This is a genomic window from Vibrio hippocampi, from assembly GCF_921292975.1.
GTDB lineage: Bacteria > Pseudomonadota > Gammaproteobacteria > Enterobacterales > Vibrionaceae > Vibrio > Vibrio hippocampi.
The window spans coordinates 95,501-116,226 of sequence record NZ_CAKLCM010000001.1 but is presented as its reverse complement, the minus strand read 5'-3'; the positions used below and the strand labels follow the sequence as shown (position 1 = coordinate 116,226).

At 47.1% G+C, this 20,726-nt stretch carries 13 protein-coding genes, 3 tRNA genes and 2 rRNA genes; 7 read left to right on the top strand and 11 right to left on the bottom strand.

Translation table 11 applies throughout. The features are described from left to right. Nucleotides 1–36: 36 nt before the first annotated feature. The 8 genes from L9Q39_RS00575 to L9Q39_RS00540 all read right to left on the bottom strand — a co-directional run bounded on the left by L9Q39_RS00575 (nt 37) and on the right by L9Q39_RS00540 (nt 8,441). Nucleotides 37–2,925: ribosomal RNA gene (locus tag L9Q39_RS00575) — 23S ribosomal RNA — on the bottom strand. A gap of 450 nt (nt 2,926–3,375) precedes the next feature. Beyond that, nucleotides 3,376–3,451: transfer RNA gene (locus L9Q39_RS00570), tRNA-Val, on the bottom strand. A gap of 29 nt (nt 3,452–3,480) precedes the next feature. Then, nucleotides 3,481–3,556: transfer RNA gene (locus tag L9Q39_RS00565), tRNA-Lys, on the bottom strand. A gap of 1 nt (nt 3,557) precedes the next feature. Continuing rightward, a tRNA-Glu gene (locus tag L9Q39_RS00560) sits at nt 3,558–3,633 on the bottom strand. An 89-nt stretch (nt 3,634–3,722) separates the two neighbouring features. Next, nucleotides 3,723–5,275, bottom strand: a 16S ribosomal RNA gene (locus tag L9Q39_RS00555). The 16S and 23S rRNA genes sit together here with 3 tRNA genes alongside, the layout of an rRNA operon. 515 nt (nt 5,276–5,790) lie before the next feature. Then, complete coding sequence (gene hemG / locus L9Q39_RS00550; protein ID WP_237483230.1) at nt 5,791–6,318, bottom strand: menaquinone-dependent protoporphyrinogen IX dehydrogenase; 528 nt, start codon at nt 6,316–6,318, stop codon at nt 5,791–5,793. 9 nt (nt 6,319–6,327) lie between these two features. Continuing rightward, nucleotides 6,328–7,785 (bottom strand): TrkH family potassium uptake protein, encoded by a 1,458-nt coding sequence (locus L9Q39_RS00545; RefSeq protein WP_237483229.1) that lies wholly within the window; start codon nt 7,783–7,785, stop codon nt 6,328–6,330. A 26-nt stretch (nt 7,786–7,811) separates the two neighbouring features. Then, nucleotides 7,812–8,441, bottom strand: a complete 630-nt coding sequence (locus tag L9Q39_RS00540) for a YigZ family protein (protein WP_237483228.1) — start codon at nt 8,439–8,441, stop codon at nt 7,812–7,814. A 225-nt stretch (nt 8,442–8,666) separates the two neighbouring features. On the opposite strand from L9Q39_RS00540, the gene fadB reads away from it, so the two are divergent. The 3 genes from fadB to acuI all read left to right on the top strand — a co-directional run bounded on the left by fadB (nt 8,667) and on the right by acuI (nt 13,164). Further along, entirely contained in the window at nt 8,667–10,835 is a 2,169-nt protein-coding gene (gene fadB, locus L9Q39_RS00535; RefSeq protein WP_237483227.1) for a fatty acid oxidation complex subunit alpha FadB, read from the top strand. A gap of 27 nt (nt 10,836–10,862) precedes the next feature. Beyond that, nucleotides 10,863–12,026, top strand: coding sequence for an acetyl-CoA C-acyltransferase FadA (gene fadA / locus L9Q39_RS00530; RefSeq protein ID WP_237483226.1), 1,164 nt, complete (start codon nt 10,863–10,865; stop codon nt 12,024–12,026). A 157-nt stretch (nt 12,027–12,183) separates the two neighbouring features. Continuing rightward, on the top strand, nt 12,184–13,164 hold the full coding sequence (acuI, locus tag L9Q39_RS00525; RefSeq protein ID WP_237483225.1) for an acrylyl-CoA reductase (NADPH): 981 nt from the start codon (nt 12,184–12,186) through the stop codon (nt 13,162–13,164). Nucleotides 13,165–13,270: 106 nt separating this feature from the next. Here the strand turns inward: acuI and L9Q39_RS00520 are convergent, their stop codons facing one another. Continuing rightward, nucleotides 13,271–14,212, bottom strand: coding sequence for a LysR family transcriptional regulator (locus tag L9Q39_RS00520; RefSeq protein WP_237483224.1), 942 nt, complete (start codon nt 14,210–14,212; stop codon nt 13,271–13,273). 441 nt (nt 14,213–14,653) lie between these two features. Here L9Q39_RS00520 and tusA point away from each other — a divergent pair, with 441 nt between their 5' ends. Next, a complete protein-coding gene (tusA, locus tag L9Q39_RS00515; protein WP_237483223.1) occupies nt 14,654–14,902 on the top strand; it encodes a sulfurtransferase TusA in 249 nt (82 codons plus the stop codon). A 29-nt stretch (nt 14,903–14,931) separates the two neighbouring features. On the opposite strand, the gene L9Q39_RS00510 is transcribed toward tusA, so the two are convergent. Together L9Q39_RS00510 and L9Q39_RS00505 are read right to left on the bottom strand one after the other, a co-directional pair. Continuing rightward, entirely contained in the window at nt 14,932–15,192 is a 261-nt protein-coding gene (locus tag L9Q39_RS00510) for a hypothetical protein (RefSeq protein ID WP_237483543.1), read from the bottom strand. Nucleotides 15,193–15,326: 134 nt separating this feature from the next. Then, nucleotides 15,327–15,881: a TMEM165/GDT1 family protein gene (locus tag L9Q39_RS00505; RefSeq protein ID WP_237483222.1), complete on the bottom strand. Its 555-nt coding sequence runs from the start codon at nt 15,879–15,881 to the stop codon at nt 15,327–15,329. Nucleotides 15,882–16,286: 405 nt separating this feature from the next. Between L9Q39_RS00505 and glyQ the strand changes: the two genes are divergently transcribed. The 3 genes from glyQ to L9Q39_RS00490 all read left to right on the top strand — a co-directional run bounded on the left by glyQ (nt 16,287) and on the right by L9Q39_RS00490 (nt 20,705). Further along, a complete protein-coding gene (gene glyQ, locus L9Q39_RS00500) occupies nt 16,287–17,210 on the top strand; it encodes a glycine--tRNA ligase subunit alpha (RefSeq protein WP_237483221.1) in 924 nt (307 codons plus the stop codon). 2 nt (nt 17,211–17,212) lie between these two features. Then, nucleotides 17,213–19,279: a glycine--tRNA ligase subunit beta gene (gene glyS, locus L9Q39_RS00495; protein WP_237483220.1), complete on the top strand. Its 2,067-nt coding sequence runs from the start codon at nt 17,213–17,215 to the stop codon at nt 19,277–19,279. Nucleotides 19,280–19,454: 175 nt separating this feature from the next. Beyond that, a complete protein-coding gene (locus L9Q39_RS00490) occupies nt 19,455–20,705 on the top strand; it encodes a valine--pyruvate transaminase (RefSeq protein ID WP_237483219.1) in 1,251 nt (416 codons plus the stop codon). Nucleotides 20,706–20,726 lie beyond the last annotated feature (21 nt).

Sequence of the window (20,726 nt, the reverse complement as noted above, 5' to 3'; positions counted from 1 at the left end):
CTTGCTTTGAGTCCATCAAAACCCTTTGGGTGTTGTATGGTTAAGCCTCACGGGCAATTAGTACAGGTTAGCTCAACGCCTCACAACGCTTACACACCCTGCCTATCAACGTTCTAGTCTCGAACAACCCTTTAGGACGCTTAAAGCGCCAGGGAAGACTCATCTCAGGGCTCGCTTCCCGCTTAGATGCTTTCAGCGGTTATCGATTCCGAACTTAGCTACCGGGCAATGCCATTGGCATGACAACCCGAACACCAGAGGTTCGTCCACTCCGGTCCTCTCGTACTAGGAGCAGCCCCCTTCAATCTTCCAACGCCCACGGCAGATAGGGACCGAACTGTCTCACGACGTTCTAAACCCAGCTCGCGTACCACTTTAAATGGCGAACAGCCATACCCTTGGGACCGACTTCAGCCCCAGGATGTGATGAGCCGACATCGAGGTGCCAAACACCGCCGTCGATATGAACTCTTGGGCGGTATCAGCCTGTTATCCCCGGAGTACCTTTTATCCGTTGAGCGATGGCCCTTCCATTCAGAACCACCGGATCACTATGACCTGCTTTCGCACCTGCTCGAATTGTCATTCTCGCAGTCAAGCGGGCTTATGCCATTGCACTAACCTCACGATGTCCAACCGTGATTAGCCCACCTTCGTGCTCCTCCGTTACTCTTTGGGAGGAGACCGCCCCAGTCAAACTACCCACCAGGCACTGTCCTCAACCCCGATAAGGGGTCTAAGTTAGAACATCAACACTACAAGGGTGGTATTTCAAGGACGGCTCCAACGATACTAGCGTACCGTCTTCAAAGCCTCCCACCTATCCTACACATGTAGGGTCAATGTTCAGTGCCAAGCTGTAGTAAAGGTTCACGGGGTCTTTCCGTCTAGCCGCGGGTACACTGCATCTTCACAGCGATTTCAATTTCACTGAGTCTCGGGTGGAGACAGCGTGGCCATCATTACGCCATTCGTGCAGGTCGGAACTTACCCGACAAGGAATTTCGCTACCTTAGGACCGTTATAGTTACGGCCGCCGTTTACCGGGGCTTCGATCAAGAGCTTCGACCTAAGTCTAACCCCATCAATTAACCTTCCGGCACCGGGCAGGCGTCACACCGTATACGTCATCTTACGATTTTGCACAGTGCTGTGTTTTTAATAAACAGTTGCAGCCACCTGGTATCTGCGACTCTCGACCGCTCCATCCGCTAGGGACTTCACCGCTAAGAGCGTACCTTCTCCCGAAGTTACGGTACCATTTTGCCTAGTTCCTTCACCCGAGTTCTCTCAAGCGCCTTGGTATTCTCTACCCGACCACCTGTGTCGGTTTGGGGTACGATTCCTTACAATCTGAAGCTTAGAGGCTTTTCCTGGAAGCATGGCATCAATGACTTCACATCCGTAGATGCTCGACGTCGTGTCTCAGCCTTAAGAAGGTCCGGATTTACCTAAACCTTCAGCCTACGCACTTGAACCTGGACAACCATCGCCAGGCCCACCTAGCCTTCTCCGTCCCCCCATCGCAATTGTAAGAAGTACGGGAATATTAACCCGTTTCCCATCGACTACGCCTTTCGGCCTCGCCTTAGGAGTCGACTCACCCTGCCCCGATTAACGTTGGACAGGAACCCTTGGTCTTCCGGCGAGGAGGTTTTTCACCCCCTTTATCGTTACTCATGTCAGCATTCGCACTTCTGATACCTCCAGCAAACCTTACAGTTCACCTTCAACGGCTTACAGAACGCTCCCCTACCCAATAACTAAAAGTTATTGCCGCAGCTTCGGTGTATAGCTTAGCCCCGTTACATCTTCCGCGCAGGCCGACTCGACTAGTGAGCTATTACGCTTTCTTTAAATGATGGCTGCTTCTAAGCCAACATCCTAGCTGTCTAAGCCTTCCCACATCGTTTCCCACTTAGCTATACTTTGGGACCTTAGCTGGCGGTCTGGGTTGTTTCCCTCTCCACGACGGACGTTAGCACCCGCCGTGTGTCTCCCGGATAGTACTTACTGGTATTCGGAGTTTGCAAAGGGTTGGTAAGTCGGGATGACCCCCTAGCCTTAACAGTGCTCTACCCCCAGTAGTATTCGTCCGAGGCGCTACCTAAATAGCTTTCGGGGAGAACCAGCTATCTCCAGGTTTGATTGGCCTTTCACCCCTAGCCACAAGTCATCCGCTAATTTTTCAACATTAGTCGGTTCGGTCCTCCAGTTGATGTTACTCAACCTTCAACCTGCCCATGGCTAGATCACCTGGTTTCGGGTCTATATCCAGCAACTCGACGCCCAGTTAAGACTCGATTTCTCTACGGCTCCCCTATTCGGTTAACCTTGCTACTGAATATAAGTCGCTGACCCATTATACAAAAGGTACGCAGTCACCCCACAAAGGAGGCTCCTACTGCTTGTACGTACACGGTTTCAGGTTCTATTTCACTCCCCTCACAGGGGTTCTTTTCGCCTTTCCCTCACGGTACTGGTTCACTATCGGTCAGTCAGGAGTATTTAGCCTTGGAGGATGGTCCCCCCATATTCAGACAGGATATCACGTGTCCCGCCCTACTCGTTTTCACTGATTGCACGTTGTCGGTTACGGGGCTATCACCCTTTATTGCGAGACTTTCCAGACTCTTCACCTGACGCGCTAAAAGCTTAAGGGCTAATCCAATTTCGCTCGCCGCTACTTTCGGAATCTCGGTTGATTTCTTTTCCTCGGGGTACTTAGATGTTTCAGTTCCCCCGGTTCGCCTCATTAACCTATGTATTCAGTTAATGATACTAGCTTATGCTAGTGGGTTTCCCCATTCAGACATCCCAGACTCACAGGTTGTTACTACCTAATCTGGGCTTATCGCAAGTTACTACGTCTTTCATCGCCTCTGACTGCCAAGGCATCCACCGTGTACGCTTAGTCACTTAACCATACAACCCCAAAGAGTTTCAAAAGAAATCTTGGCGCTGTCGTTAAACAACCAAAGTCGCTATCTCATTATTTGAATGAGCGAGATAGCTTTGATTTTGCCGGACTCAAATAACTCTTTATTTCCGCTTTTTATAAAAAAGCAGAAGCAAAAAGTGAACAAACACAACCGAAGTTATGTTGTTTCCAAGAACACTTGAATGTGTGTTGGTACCTAATCATTCTTTATTGAAAAAGAATCACTAGGATTTGAGAACTTTTATTTGAATAACAACGCTTATCTAAAGATAAGGGGATTGTTGTTATTCGTCAGCTTTCCAAATTGTTAAAGAGCTTTGTTTGCTATTGCAAACGCGTGTTAAACAACACTTTCTAACGACTTTCAGAGCCTAAAAAACCAACCTCACTTAATTAAGTAGGCTTGGAGTTTGTATCCAAAAGTATTTAGAGAGTGGTGGGCGATACCGGGCTCGAACCAGTGACCCCCTCCTTGTAAGGGAGGTGCTCTCCCAACTGAGCTAATCGCCCACATTGTTTTTTCATTCTCGTGGGAAGAATGGTGGGTCGTGCAGGATTCGAACCTGCGACCAATTGATTAAAAGTCAACTGCTCTACCAACTGAGCTAACGACCCATGGTATCCCGTAGGGGAGTCGAACCCCTGTTACCGCCGTGAAAGGGCGGTGTCCTAGGCCTCTAGACGAACGGGACACTTAGGCGAACACCTTGGGGGGTGTTCCATCTCTTAAACTACATAAACCATCAATCTGTGTGAACACTCATCGCAATAATCTTATCGTTAAGGAGGTGATCCAGCGCCAGGTTCCCCTAGCGCTACCTTGTTACGACTTCACCCCAGTCATGAACCACAAAGTGGTGAGCGTCCTCCCGAAGGTTAAACTACCCACTTCTTTTGCAGCCCACTCCCATGGTGTGACGGGCGGTGTGTACAAGGCCCGGGAACGTATTCACCGTAGCATTCTGATCTACGATTACTAGCGATTCCGACTTCATGGAGTCGAGTTGCAGACTCCAATCCGGACTACGACGCACTTTTTGGGATTCGCTCACCATCGCTGGTTGGCCGCCCTCTGTATGCGCCATTGTAGCACGTGTGTAGCCCTACTCGTAAGGGCCATGATGACTTGACGTCGTCCCCACCTTCCTCCGGTTTATCACCGGCAGTCTCCCTGGAGTTCCCACCATTACGTGCTGGCAAACAAGGATAAGGGTTGCGCTCGTTGCGGGACTTAACCCAACATTTCACAACACGAGCTGACGACAGCCATGCAGCACCTGTCTCAGAGTTCCCGAAGGCACACCTGCGTCTCCGCTGGCTTCTCTGGATGTCAAGAGTAGGTAAGGTTCTTCGCGTTGCATCGAATTAAACCACATGCTCCACCGCTTGTGCGGGCCCCCGTCAATTCATTTGAGTTTTAATCTTGCGACCGTACTCCCCAGGCGGTCTACTTAACGCGTTAGCTCCGAAAGCCACTCCTCAAGGGAACAACCTCCAAGTAGACATCGTTTACGGCGTGGACTACCAGGGTATCTAATCCTGTTTGCTCCCCACGCTTTCGCATCTGAGTGTCAGTATCTGTCCAGGGGGCCGCCTTCGCCACCGGTATTCCTTCAGATCTCTACGCATTTCACCGCTACACCTGAAATTCTACCCCCCTCTACAGTACTCTAGTCCGCCAGTTTCAAATGCAGTTCCGAGGTTGAGCCCCGGGCTTTCACATCTGACTTAACGAACCACCTGCATGCGCTTTACGCCCAGTAATTCCGATTAACGCTCGCACCCTCCGTATTACCGCGGCTGCTGGCACGGAGTTAGCCGGTGCTTCTTCTGTCGCTAACGTCAAAGACATACGCTATTAACGTATACCCCTTCCTCACGACTGAAAGTGCTTTACAACCCGAAGGCCTTCTTCACACACGCGGCATGGCTGCATCAGGCTTGCGCCCATTGTGCAATATTCCCCACTGCTGCCTCCCGTAGGAGTCTGGACCGTGTCTCAGTTCCAGTGTGGCTGATCATCCTCTCAGACCAGCTAGGGATCGTCGCCTTGGTGAGCCATTACCTCACCAACTAGCTAATCCCACCTGGGCTAATCTTGACGCGAGAGGTCCGAAGATCCCCCTCTTTGGCCCGAAGGCATTATGCGGTATTAGCCATCGTTTCCAATGGTTATCCCCCACATCAAGGCATATTCCCAGGCATTACTCACCCGTCCGCCGCTCGACGCCGTTATCGTTCCCCGAAGGTTCAGATAACTCGTTTCCGCTCGACTTGCATGTGTTAGGCCTGCCGCCAGCGTTCAATCTGAGCCATGATCAAACTCTTCAATTTAAGATTTTGATTCCCTATAAATAGGGGAGACTCAACGAATACTGACTTCAAAACTGTCCTTACTCGAAAGTAAGAAGTAATTTTAAAGCTATTGTTGTTCCAACAGAACAACAATGAATTGACTGTGCCAAGTCTTTCGACTTGATTGGTCACTCAGTTCATTGAAATCTAAGTTGATACCGAAGTATCTCTTTTTGATTATCATCAACGAGTGCCCACACAGATTGATAGGTTTATATTGTTAAAGAGCTTGTTTTGAGCTTCTCTCAAAACGGACGGTCATTTTAGCGAGATAAGTTGTTGTGTCAACCACTTTTTTCAACTTAATTTCTCTAACCTCTAGGAGGTTGACCTATCACTGATTTGGTAGAGGTTTTAATGTCTCGTTCCCGTGTCAGCGAGGGTGCATTATAGAGATCGAACTCACATTGGCAAGGCTTTTTTTAGGTTTTTTATGACTTTCTTTTATTTGGATAAAAAAACGTCTAAAACCGCCTATAAATGCAATTTTCCTTTTACATTTGTGCAAACTGTTTGGCGAAAAGAGCCACTTTTTCCCAGTTTGTATACTCCACTTCTTTTGATGTATCCGTTTCCCCGCCCGTTAAGCTCATAATGAGCTTAATCATAAATCGGTCGACTAGGTTATAGCGCGGGTAATAGAGAGCACCCGCAAACACGCCGATAAGCGCAGGTTTCCAAGGTGACTTGTTTAAAAACGTCTTAATATAGACACTGCCCTCGGGGGTATCTTTTCCTTGGTCTTCTTTACGCGCCGTTAAGTTGACACAAAAGAAGGCGACTTTCGCCTGCTCCAGTTGAGATTGATGAGTTTCAATAAATTGATAAAGCTGCTTGCTTAAGCGTCCATATCGTATTGAAGCACCAATGAGCACCCGCTCATAGTCATTAAGATCAACTTTCGGTGATTGGTGTAAATCAACGTACACCGCATTATCGCCCGCGGTCGATGTCGCGATATGCTCAATAATCTTCTTTGTTTGTCCCTCGCGAGAGGAGTAAAGGAATAAAACCTTTGCCATGTGTTTTCCTTAACTGCGCCAGAAAGATGGCGTGAGTAGAATTAATAGAGTAAAGATCTCTAAACGACCAAATAGCATGGATACGATGAGTACCCATTTTGCCCTGTCATTAATTTCACCAAAATGCAGCGCGACCTCACCTAGTCCCGGACCCAAGTTATTCAGTGTGGCGGCAATAGCTGAAAATGCACTTAGCTCGTCCATACCAGTAGCAATAAGTCCAAGCATACATACGACAAATACCAAAGCATAAGCAGAGAAGAACCCCCATACCGCATCAACGACACGATGTGACAATGCTGTACCGCCAACTTTAATAGTGTATACCGCCCTTGGGTGAACAAGGCGTTTCATTTCTCGAACCCCTTGCAGAGTCAACAGTAAAATTCGAATTACTTTCATCCCACCACCAGTGGAACCTGCACAGCCGCCTATAAAAGAAGAGAACAACAGTAATACTGGTAAGAACAGTGGCCATTCAGCAAATCCTGTAGTGGTAAAGCCCGCGGTGGTAGAAATAGAGACGGATTGAAATAAGGCTTGGTCAAATGCATCATAAACCGAGTCATAAGAATGGTGTCTTAGCAATACCGAGAAGCAAATTAAAAACAACACCAATTGAATCAGTAAAAAAGCTCTAAATTCAGGATCTTTCAAATAATACTTAGGATGTACGCCACCTGAGGCAAACGCCGCAAAGTGCAGAGAGTAGTTACATGCCGATATCAACAAGAACACAACCGTAATCATGTTGATGGTATGACTATCAAAATACCCCATGCTGGCATCATGGGTAGAGAAGCCACCGATGGCTATGGTTGAGAAACTATGGGCAATGGCATCAAAGGGCGTCATTCCCGCCGCCCAAAACGCAGCCGCACACGCCACCGTTAAGCTAAGGTAGATGTACCAAAGGGCTTTTGCTGTCTCCGCGATACGGGGCGTCATTTTGCTGTCTTTTACTGGTCCAGGTATCTCAGCTCGGTATAGCTGCATTCCACCGATACCCAGGACTGGCAAAATAGCCACTGCCAACACAATGATGCCCATACCGCCAAACCATTGCAGTAACTGACGGTAAAACAGTATCGCTTTGGGTAATTCATCTAAGCCGACAATAACGGTTGCACCGGTTGTGGTAAGGGCGGAGAAGGATTCAAAGAAAGCATCGGTGACGGAAATATTGGGCGTATCAGACATAAGGAAAGGCAATGCGCCCGCGCTGCCGATTACCGTCCAAAAAAGCACAACAATCAAGAAACCATCTCGAGCCTTGAGTTCATGTTTATTGCGACGGTTGGGGAACCAAAATAAGAAGCCACACACAAGTAGAACGAAAAAAGTCGTCACAAATGACACACCCGCACCATCTCGGTAGAGCAGTGCGATAAATGCAGGTGCAAGCATAGAAACACTAAAGAGTGCGAGTAATAATCCGACGATGCGAAGAATTGATCGAAATTGCATAAGTATATAAAGAAGCTACGCTTCTGCTACGTCCTAGTTGTTTTTACTGGAGAGACCATCGCCTTGGCTCCACTTCTGTTAATAATACTCTCGGTCAAAGCTTCCGCTTTGTTGACTTCGACTTCAATAATGAGCGTCACTTTATCGCTGTATTGCGCCTCAACCTCTTCGGCATCAAACTGAGTAAACAAAGACTGCACGATTGCCACTAGCGAGTAGTCTAACTCTACTCTTAATAAGGTAGTGATTTTTTTCTCTATAGTTTGAATTAGCTTAAGTGCTTGTTGAACTCCGCCACCATACGCTTTGACCAAACCACCAGTTCCAAGTTTTATTCCACCAGAATAGCGCGTAACAACCGCACTAATTTCACCAATACTAGAGCCGCTTAATTGAGCCAGAATCGGTTTACCTGCCGTCCCCGACGGTTCGCCATCATCACTAAACCCCCACATCATTGAGTTTTCTGGTCGCCCTGCGACAAACCCCCAGCAGTTGTGACGAGCGGCACTGTGCTGTTTCTTGACACTATCAATAAATGCTTTTGCCGACTCGATACTCGGCGTATGAGCGAGTTGGGTAATAAAGACGCTCTTTTTTATCTCTTCCTCAAACGCGACGGTTTGTTCAGGAATTAAGTAAGCGGTTGAGTTCATTAAGGCTTGCTTTGTGTGTGGATAAAAAAACGTATTCTAACACGAGGGCTTAAAAAAACCGCTATGGATAACACTTTCGTTAAATGTTAAACAAATGTTTAAAAAATGTATTGAAATTATCGTTGTCGGGGTACACACTTAGTTCACTGGTCTAACCAGAGATAACAATAACATCACCGCTCTCACTCAATCGCGATACAAGATTGTCTGTCACGGAGAACGACAATGATTTACCAATCTGAAACTCTACAAGTACAAGAAGTACGACCCAACATTGCCGAGTTGTGTTTTAACGCTCCGCTTTCTGTCAATAAACTGGATCTCAAAACCCTCGAAGCACTTAACCAAGCATTAGATATCATTAAAGACCAAGACCACTTAAACGGTTTGCTACTCACCAGCAGTCATGACACCTTTATTGTCGGTGCTGATATTGGCGAGTTTCTTGGTCTGTTTGCCAAACCTAAACCAGAACTTAAACAGTGGTTAAGCTACGCCAATGATATTTTTTGTAAGCTAGAAGACCTACCATTTCCAACGATATCTGCGCTCAAAGGGCACACATTAGGTGGCGGATGTGAGTGCGTACTCGCCACCGATATTCGCGTTGGCGATAAGACCACTAGTATTGGTCTGCCAGAAACCAAACTTGGCATCATGCCAGGCTTTGGTGGCACGGTTCGCCTACCAAGGGTAATTGGGACTGACAGTGCGCTGGAAATTATCACCCAAGGCAAAGCATGCCGTGCTGATGAAGCACTCAAGCTTGGGTTGCTTGATGCGATTGTCGATAACGACAAGCTGCATCAGTCTGCGCTCGATACCTTGCAGTCAGCGATCAATGAAAAAATTGATTGGAAAGCCCGACGTCTACAGAAGTTATCGCCACTTCCCCTATCGAAAGTGGAAGCGATGATGAGCTTTAACGTTGCTAAAGGCTTAGTGGCACAAAAAGCCGGTCCACACTACCCAGCCCCAATGGCAGCAGTGAATGCCATTGAAGCCGCAAGCAGTAAGGGCAGAGACGAGGCTCTTGCTATTGAAGCCGATTACTTCGTCGATTTAGCGGTCTCTGAAACCGCAAAGTCTTTGGTGGGTATCTTCCTAAACGATCAATACATCAAAGGGTTGGCAAAAAGCGCAGCTAAAAAAGGTCAACCGACCCAAAGAGCAGCGGTGCTGGGCGCAGGTATTATGGGCGGTGGTATCGCCTATCAATCCGCCCTCAAAGGGGTGCCGGTATTGATGAAGGATATTGCTCAACCATCCTTAGAACTCGGCATGTCAGAAGCCTCTAAACTGCTCAATAAACGACTACAAAGAGGACGTATCGATGGATTTAAGATGGCTGGGATCCTCTCATCCATTACTCCGACTCTTCATTATGCGGGCATTGAGCACAGTGATGTCATTGTCGAAGCCGTGGTTGAAAATCCAAAAATCAAAGCCTCGGTACTTTGTGAAGTCGAAAGCCATGTTTCCAACGACACTGTGATCGCTTCCAACACCTCTACCATTCCTATTAACTTGCTGGCGCAATCACTGACTCGCCCTGAGAACTTCTGCGGCATGCACTTTTTTAACCCCGTTCATCGCATGCCATTAGTGGAGATCATTCGAGGAGAACATACCTCGGACGAAACCATCGATAGAGTGGTGGCTTATGCCGCCAAGATGGGGAAATCACCGATCGTGGTCAATGATTGCCCTGGGTTCTTTGTTAATCGAGTACTGTTCCCTTACTTCGGCGGCTTTAGTCAACTGATCAATGACGGGGGAGACTTTGTCCGTATAGATAAAGTGATGGAGAAGAAATTTGGCTGGCCGATGGGACCGGCGTACCTTCTTGATGTTGTCGGCGTCGATACCGCTCATCATGCTCAAGCGGTTATGGCGAAAGGCTTCCCTGAACGTATGGCGAAGCAAGGTAAAGACGCGATTGATGTGCTATTTGAAAACCACCGCTTTGGTCAAAAAAATGGCAGCGGGTTTTACGATTACACCAAAGACAAACGTGGAAAACCTAACAAATCCACCAGCGCTGAGATTAATCAACTGCTTGAACAGGTGGTATCAGATCCTCAAGCGTTCGATGACGAGGCGATTATTCACCGCATGATGATACCCATGATTAATGAGGTCGTTCTCTGCCTTGACGAGGGTATTATTGCATCGCCGCAAGAAGCAGATATGGCACTGGTGTATGGTCTCGGTTTTCCGCCATTCCGTGGCGGCGTATTCCGCTATCTCGACAGCTTGGGTATTGCCAACTATATCGAGATTGCCAAGCAGTACCAATCGCTCGGTGCCATGTATAAGGTGCCTGCACTGCTTGTCGAAATGGCGCAAGAGGGCCGCAGTTTTTATCAGCAACAGCAAACCGGTTCGCTGTAAACCACCATTCGGAAAAGGATTATCAAAATGAAAAATGTCGTCGTTGTTGATTGCCTCCGTACACCTATGGGGCGTTCTAAAGGTGGTGCTTTTAGACATCAGCGAGCTGAAGACCTTTCTGCTCACCTTATGAAAGGCATACTCAATCGTAACCCGCAGGTTCAACCGCAAGAGATTGAGGATATCTATTGGGGCTGTGTACAGCAAACATTGGAGCAAGGTTTTAACGTCGCTAGAAATGCTGCGCTACTCGCAGGGTTGCCAATCGAGATCGGTGCTGTCACCGTTAATCGACTCTGTGGCTCTTCAATGCAAGCACTGCATGATGCATCACGAAGCATTATGGTGGGTGATGCAGAGATTTGTCTGATTGGCGGTGTTGAGCATATGGGTCACGTTCCTATGAGTCATGGGGTCGATTTTCACCCTGGACTTTCAAAGCATGTCGCTAAAGCGTCGGGAATGATGGGGCTAACCGCTGAGATGTTAGGTAAATTACATGGCATCAACCGCGAGCAACAAGATGCTTTTGCCGCACGCAGTCATCAAAGAGCCCATGCGGCAACCGTTGAGGGCAGATTTAGCAATGAAATCTTGCCAACGGAAGCCCATGCCGACGATGGAACCTTGTTCACTCTAGACCATGATGAGGTTATCAGACCTGAGACCACTGAGCATGGCTTATCCCAGCTTCGCCCAGTTTTTGACCCAGTCAATGGCACCGTGACCGCAGGCAGTTCCTCTGCACTGTCCGATGGTGCGTCAGCGATGTTGATTATGAGCGAAGAGAAAGCCCTGCAACTCGGATTACCGATTCGAGCAAAAATTCGCGCAATGGCGATTGCTGGCTGCGATCCGTCTATCATGGGTTATGGTCCAGTGCCCGCGACGCAAAAAGCACTGAAACGAGCGGGGCTAAGCATAGAAGACATCGACATCGTTGAACTCAATGAGGCATTCGCAGCTCAGTCACTTCCATGCGCTAAAGACCTTGGCTTGCTCGACCATATGGAGACTAAGGTTAACCTCAATGGTGGTGCTATCGCTTTAGGTCACCCTCTGGGGTGTTCTGGCTCGCGTATTTCCACCACTCTGATCAACATCATGGAGGATAAGCAGGCCAAGTATGGTCTTGCCACCATGTGTATCGGTTTAGGTCAGGGAATCGCCACGATATTTGAACGTCCGTAATAGATGCAATGCGATAAAACAGCCTGTTAACACCAACAGGCTGTTTTTATTTATGCGTTTTATGCATAGTAAAAATGTTGAAGTTTCATTGTTTTTTTTTAAATAACTCACCTAAACTCAACCCAATCGATTAAACGTCAATCCATTGGAGAACATCATGTTCAAAGCCCTATTGCTTAATCAAGAAGACAAAAAAACCATCGCAACCATCTCACAAGTTGACGAAGCGCAACTGCCGGAAGGGAATGTAAAAATAGATGTAAAATACTCATCTCTTAACTTTAAAGATGGGTTGGCAATTACGGGTAAGGGCAAGATCATTCGCAACTTCCCTATGGTTCCTGGTATCGACCTTGCTGGTGTGGTTTCTCAGTCTGAAGACCCTCGATACAAGGAAGGCGACGAAGTGGTACTCACTGGCTGGGGGGTCGGTGAAAACCATTGGGGTGGTATGGCTGAAAAAGCAAGCCTAAATGGTGATTGGTTAGTGCCAATGCCAGCAGGATTAGATGCGGAAAAAGTCATGGCTATCGGAACTGCTGGTTTTACTGCGATGCTTTGTGTGCAAGCCATTGTCGATGCTGGTGTCAAGCCTGAAGATGGTGAAGTTCTTGTTACTGGCGCTAGCGGTGGCGTGGGTAGTGTGTCTGTCACTCTACTAAACCAACTTGGCTATAAAGTCGCAGCAGTGACCGGTCGCGCCGCCGAAAACGGTGAGCTTCTGACTTCCCTTGGTGCTTCACGTATTGTTGAGCGCAGCGAACTTGAAGAACCCGCTAAGCCACTAGAGCGTCAAGTATGGGCAGCCGCCGTTGATACCGTTGGCAGCAAACTTCTCTCTAAAGTTCTGGCACAAATGAACTACAACGGTGTTGTAGCGGCATGCGGTCTTGCTGGCGGCTTTGACCTTCCGACCACAGTAATGCCGTTTATTCTGCGCAACGTTCGCCTGCAGGGTGTCGATTCTGTTATGTGTCCACGCGAAAAACGCATTAAGGCATGGGAACAGTTATCTGAACTACTTCCTGCGTCATACTTCGAGCAAGCGAGCAAAACTATCGCATTAGAAGAGGCGATTCAGGCGGCTGAAGATATCACCAATGGTGCAGTGACAGGTCGTGTGACCATCAAGATCTAATCCATCCGTGATTATCATTGATATCAAAGAGGCGTATCCAATGGGTACGCCTCTTGTCTATTTGTCTATCTGTTTATTGATTAACTGATTAGCGTCATTGCTCCGGTCAACCTAAGCCAACATCTTCTATACGCTTGGCAATCAACTTTCCGCACTCTTCTTTAACGACATTGCGCAGCCATTTTTGCGACTCTGAAGTGTCACACCTTGAATGCCAAATCAAAGAGTAATCAAACGGGGTAAAGGCAAATGGCAGCGGCTTGATGATCAGATCATAACGTTCAGCGACTAAGTAAGCTAAATCTGCCGGTACGGTAATAATCAGTGGCATGCTATCGACAATGGCTAACGCCGCTTCTAAATGGTAGGCGCGCAATACCATCTTGCGAGGCTTTTGATTAATCAAGGCTGCATCCAGTAACGCCTTCACGCCATCACTGATCGCAATCATGGCATGAGGTGCATACACATAGTCTTCAAGTGTAATGGTCTTCTTCGCCAAAGGATGATGCTTAGACACCAGACAAGAAACCCCAACCGGTCCTAAAACATCTTGATGTAACGGCGATACCAGTCCTGTTGGGCGACAGATCGCCATATCGACCTTGTCGGTACTTAGCTGCTTGAATAGGTTTTCATGCTGCAATGGCGCAAACTCTAAAGAGATATTGGGGGCTTGTTGATAGATCTTAGGTAAGGCATAAGGCAGTATGGTCTGCATCGCATAATCTGTGGTAGCAATCAAAAAGCGTTCATTGCAGTAAAAAGGGTTGAATTCGCTCGGCGTTAACAGTTGTCGAAAGGACTCTAGGGGTTGCTCTATCTGTTTACTGATCTCGAGCGCCTTACTGGTTGGAATGATGCGCTGACCTTGACGGGTAAACAAGGGATCATCCAGTAAATCTCTTAATCGACCGAGAACACGACTCGTCGCCGACTGGCTGAGGTTAAGTCTGATCGCTGCTTGGCTAACACTGCCTTCTTCCACCAGCACCTTAAGAGCCACTAACAGGTTCAAGTCTCTTCGGTAGATTTCTTCTAGTTCCACAAATACCCCAACCTTTTATCGAAATATCAAAGATTTGATGTTGTTGTCTTAGAGTATATACCGAAGCAAGGTATTGAGGTATCGCTAGTTTAATCACGCTTTTCAGGCAAAAAAATCCCGCCTTTCAGCGGGGAAGCCCAAGAAAATTGGGATAGTGTCGGAAGTCGTAGCCTGTGAGATAACTTTAAATTTAACATTTAGTTCACATTAAAAGTTAAGTTTGCCAAAATCAGATAAAATGTAAACAACTGATAACCAATAATTTACTCATATATTCATACCTTAATCATTTGCTGTATTGAGCTGAATCATCTTGTTGTTAAATTAATGTTAATAACATTAGAGCAAAAAATAACTTTTGCCAAGTGTTATTGCATATTTTTTCTTCACGAGTAAAATTTGCGGTGATTTATCCAAACTAACCATGACAAAGAGCCGCCAATGACAATCAAAACTGAACTCGCTACGCATACCCTAGAAGCTCAAGGGCTGCGTTGCCCAGAGCCCGTGATGATGGTCAGGAAGACGATAAGAAAAATGGAAAACGGTGAGGTGCTGCTGGTAAAAGCGGATGACCCTTCAACTACCCGTGATATTCCAAGCTTTTGCCGATTTATGGACCACCAACTACTCGGTGTGCAAACCGACACACTGCCCTATCTCTATTTAATCAGGAAGGGAACGGAATAAAAAAGGCTGCATCAAATGCAGCCTTTTGTTTATTCGTCATATTCGAGGGTTCTGACTTCAGAATTGAGTTTGCTTATCTGCTTTTGCAGTGCGCGGATTTCATTATGCATGGGTATCAAATGCTGCACACGAATCCAAGATTCAACCGTTAAGGCGGCCATAATAATGGCTCCGACAACCATAGGAATCCACATATCGGTTAACACCATACCCAACAGTGTCAGAACGAGTCCAACAGAGAATAAATAACTTTGGCTCTTTGGTGTCATTTTTGTATAACGTGTCAGCATATTCATGCCCTCTCGCTAATGTCCACATCCGTAAACTATCATGTCAATGGTAGCACTAATACGCCATTCATCACGAAATTGACCTGTCATAACTCCTTTAATGTCAGTATTAAATCGTTCAACAATGTGAACGATTAACTGAAGATCGCCGCGATCGCTAATATCAAAAACAGCACAGCGGTAATTCTGCGAATCAACACCAACGGGAGCTTGTCTGCTGACAATTTACCAATCATGACTACGGGTACATTCGCCAACAGCATACCTATTGTTGTACCCAGAATGACCAACAGTAGTCCTTCCGAATACTTTGCCGCTAAGATAGACGTCGCTATCTGAGTTTTGTCACCAATTTCAGCAATGAAAAAAGCAATAAAGCTCGCGACAAATGGTCCTCGATTGGAAATAGAGTCATCTTCATCCAGTTTATCGGGAATCAACACCCAAGCAGCCATTGCAGCAAAACTCACAACTAATACCCACTTAAGAACCTCCGGAGAGAGGTGATCGGCAACCACAACCCCCAACCAAGCTGCAAGGGCATGATTGGCTAGAGTGGCGAGAAAAATCGCAGCAATAATGGGTAAAGGTTTACGATAGCGACTGGCTAACAATAGCGATAGTAACTGGGTTTTATCCCCAATTTCGGCTAATGCGACCGTTGTTATAGATATAGCTAAAATACTCACGACATGCTCAATGGGGCGGAGATTATTATTTTAACCAATAGACAAACCTTACCCCCCACCCCGGTTGGCAACGCTTATCTATGGTCTTGCTAAACTTGTTGGCACAAGTCTCGAGCGCCATGGTGATTTTGCACCAATTATGTTGACGAACGAATTCAATGTTTCGGCGAAATATTGAACAAGCTACTCCCCAAAGATGGCTGCATTGTAATTGCCACCCGCGACAAATTCAACATCGGCTGCTGTGCTTTCATCAATTTAAGCTTGCATACAAAGAAAAAAGCCGATTTTTGCCACTATGATGATTAATTAGGCAGGTTTACCCCTACTCCCACAGGGAATAACTGGGTATACTTGATCGTTATTTTTTATCTTTTTCAGACAGAAGAATTGCGCGAATTGACTATGCAAAAATACGATATCAAAACCTTCCAGGGAATGATCCTCGCGCTGCAGGATTACTGGGCACAAAATGGCTGTACCATTGTTCAACCACTTGATATGGAAGTGGGTGCCGGCACCTCTCACCCAATGACATGCTTGCGTGCGCTTGGTCCAGAACCCATGTCGACCGCTTATGTTCAGCCCTCTCGTCGTCCTACCGACGGTCGCTATGGTGAGAACCCTAACCGACTGCAGCACTACTATCAGTTCCAAGTTGCTCTTAAGCCTTCTCCAGATAATATTCAGGAGCTCTACCTAGGCTCGCTGGAAGTGCTTGGTATCGACCCGCTTGTGCATGATATTCGCTTTGTTGAAGACAACTGGGAAAACCCAACACTCGGTGCTTGGGGTTTAGGCTGGGAAGTCTGGCTTAACGGTATGGAAGTCACTCAGTTTACTTACTTCCAGCAAGTGGGTGGTCTCGAGTGTAAACCCGTCACTGGTGAGATCACTTACGGTATCGAGCGTCTTGCCATGTACATTCAAGAAGTGGACTCCGTTTACGATCTTGTTTGGAACGTCGCCCCAGACGGCAGCAACGTGACCTATGGTGATATTTTCCACCAGAACGAAGTTGAGCAATCTACTTACAACTTTGAACATGCTGACGTTGATTTCCTATTCGCTTTCTTTGACCAGTGTGAAAAAGAAACCAAGCAATTACTAGAGCTTGAAAAGCCTCTACCTCTACCTGCATACGAGCGAATCCTTAAAGCAGCTCATGCCTTTAACCTGCTTGATGCACGTAAAGCCATCTCTGTAACAGAGCGCCAGCGTTACATCCTTCGTATTCGCAACCTAACAAAAGCCGTTGCGGAAGCATACTACGCATCACGTGAAGCCCTTGGTTTCCCAATGTGCAAAAAAGATGGCGAGGAGAAGTAACCATGGCTAAAGAATTTCTAATTGAACTGGGTACTGAAGAGCTACCACCAACACAACTTCGCACGCTAGCGGAAGCATTTGCGGCAAACTTCGAAGCTGAGCTTAAAGCAGCAAACCTAACCCACGAAGGTGTGAAGTGGTACGCAGCACCGCGTCGTCTTGCACTGAGAGTTTCAGCGCTGGCTGAAGGTCAACAAGACAAAATCGTTGAGAAGCGTGGTCCTGCAGTATCGGTTGCATTCGATGCGGACGGTAACGCGACTAAAGCGGCACAAGGTTGGGCTCGCGGTAACGGCATCACGGTTGAACAAGCCGATCGTCTAGTGACAGACAAAGGCGAATGGCTCCTGTTTAAACAAGAGGTGAAGGGTCAAGCAACATCTGAAATCGTTGTCGACCTAGCAGCGAAAGCACTGGGCAACCTACCTATCGCCAAACCAATGCGTTGGGGCGACAAGACCACTCAGTTCATTCGTCCAGTAAAAACACTGACCATGCTTATGGGCTCAGAGCTTATTGAGGGTGAGATCCTTGGTGTGGCTTCAAGCCGCACTATCCGTGGTCACCGCTTTATGGGTGAGCAAGAGTTCACGATTGACTCAGCGGAGCAATACCCAGCGCTCTTAGAGCAGCGCGGTAAAGTCATGGCTGACTACGAAGCGCGTAAAGCGATTATCCTAGCGGACTCAAAAAAAGCAGCGGCGGCGGTTGGCGGTGTTGCTGATCTTGAAGATGACTTAGTCGAAGAAGTGACTTCATTAGTGGAATGGCCTGTGGTGCTGACCGCTAAGTTTGAAGAAGAGTTTCTAAAAGTACCGTCGGAAGCGTTGGTTTACACCATGAAAGGTGACCAAAAGTACTTCCCTGTTTACGATGAAAACCAAAAGCTGCTGCCAAACTTTATCTTCGTCTCTAACATCGAGTCTAAAGAGCCTCGCCATGTTATCGAAGGTAACGAAAAGGTTGTCCGCCCTCGTCTGGCCGATGCAGAGTTCTTCTTTAACACTGACCGTAAGCGCCCACTTGTTGATCGCTTACCAGAGCTAGAACAGGCAATCTTCCAGAAACAGCTTGGCACTATCAAAGATAAAACCGACCGTATTACTGAGCTGGCGGGTTATATCGCTGAGCAGATCGGCGCTGACGTAGATAAATCTAAACGTGCAGGTCTTTTGGCTAAGTGTGACCTAATGACCTCCATGGTATTTGAATTTACGGATACTCAAGGTGTGATGGGCATGCACTACGCAACCCACGATGGTGAAGATGAGCAAGTCGCACTGGCACTCTATGAGCAATACATGCCTCGTTTCGCCGGCGATCAACTACCAAGCACCGCGATCTCTTCTGCGGTTGCGATGGCAGACAAGCTCGATACCATTGTTGGTATCTTCGGTATTGGTCAAGCACCTAAAGGTTCTGACCCGTTTGCGCTGCGTCGTGCCTCTTTGGGTGTACTGCGTATTATTGTTGAAAACGGCTACAGCTTGGATCTGACAGACTTGATCAACAAAGCGAAGTCTCTGTTTGCTGACAAGCTCACCAATGACAAGGTTGAAGCGGATGTCATCGACTTTATGCTTGGTCGTTTCAATGCTTGGTATAAAGATGAAGGCTTTAGCGTCGATACGATTCAAGCGGTATTGGCTAACCGCCCAACCAAACCCGCTGACTTTGACCAACGTGTTAAAGCAGTGTCGCACTTCCGTGAATTGGAAGCGGCGGAATCATTGGCTGCTGCCAACAAGCGTGTCGGCAATATCCTAGCGAAATTCGATGGTGAACTTGCCGCGGAAATCGATCTTGCTCTACTGCAAGAAGACGCTGAAAAAATACTCGCAGAGAATGTCGAAGTGATGACTGAAGCACTCGAACCAGCGTTTGCAACGGGCAACTATCAACAAGCACTGAGTAAACTTGCGGATCTGCGCGAGCCTGTCGATGCTTTCTTCGATAATGTTATGGTTATGGCTGATGATGAAGCGCTGAAGAAAAACCGTCTGACGCTGCTCAACAACCTCCGCAACCTATTCCTGCAAATTGCTGATATTTCACTACTTCAGAAATAATCACGATTCGCAACAGAACAAAGCCCGGTCCGATGACTGGGTTTTTTTTCGCCTACAGTACAAATAGTGCTTTGCCTCACAGATTCATTGAGGTATTTTCAAACGTCCTCTCGCCGCAACCGGAATCATTAATCCGTAAAGCAGTACAAGTGAATAAAATGAATTAGGTATCGCAATGCAGTTTTCTAAGTTTGGTGAAAAATTTAATCGTTACTCTGGCATAACCCAATTAATGGACGACCTCAATGATGGGCTGCGCACACCTGGCACCATCATGCTCGGAGGTGGCAACCCAGCCGCCATACCGGCTATGCTCGATTACTTTCATCAAGCCAGTTCTGAAATGCTTTCCAACGGTGAATTGCTTGCGGCGATGGCCAATTATGATGGTCCACAAGGTAAAGATAGCTTTATTAAGTCACTCGCACGGCTATTTAGAGATCACTACGGCTGGGATATCAGCGAAAAGAACATCAGTCTGACCAATGGTAGCCAGAGTGGATTCTTCTCACTATTTAACCTATTAGCGGGCACTCAAAGCGATGGGTCACATAAGAAAATATTACTGCCGATAGCGCCTGAATATATCGGCTATGGTGATGCGGGCATTGATGAGGACATCTTTGTCTCTTACCAACCCGAGATAGAACTGCTCGAGAATGGATTGTTTAAATACCATGTCGATTTTGATGCGCTCGATATTGACGACTCGATTGCCGCTATCTGCGCATCCAGACCGACCAACCCAACAGGCAATGTCCTCACGGATGAAGAGATCAATAAGCTCGACCAATTAGCCCGAGCGAATAATATTCCATTGATCATCGACAACGCTTACGGCTTGCCTTTTCCCAATATTATTTTTGAGCCAGTTGAACCGTTTTGGAATGACAATACCGTGCTATGCATGAGCTTATCTAAACTCGGTTTACCGGGATTACGTTGTGGTATTGTGGTCGCGAGTGAAACCATTACCCAAGCGCTGACTAATATGAGTGGCATCATCAGTCTCGCTCCAGGCAGTTTTGGTCCTGCAATTGCCAATCATATGATCGAAAAAGGGGATCTGTTAAAGCTCAGCGCACAAACAATTCAGCCCTTCTATCAACAGAAATCGATGCGCGCAGTATCTTTACTGCAACAAGCGATCAGCGATCCTCGGTTTAGAATTCATAAACCAGAAGGCGCAATCTTCCTATGGCTATGGTTTGACGAGTTGCCGATTACTTCAATGGAACTCTATCAACGCTTGAAAGCCCGTGGCGTCTTGATCGTACCTGGCGAATATTTCTTTATTGGTCAAAGCCAAGAGTGGTCACATACCCAACAATGCGTGCGTATGAACTATGTGCAAGATGATGAAAAGATGCAGCAAGGTATTACCATCATCGCAGAGGAAGTGAAAAAAGCCTATCTACAAGGCTAAAACTAAAAAGAGCGCGACTCT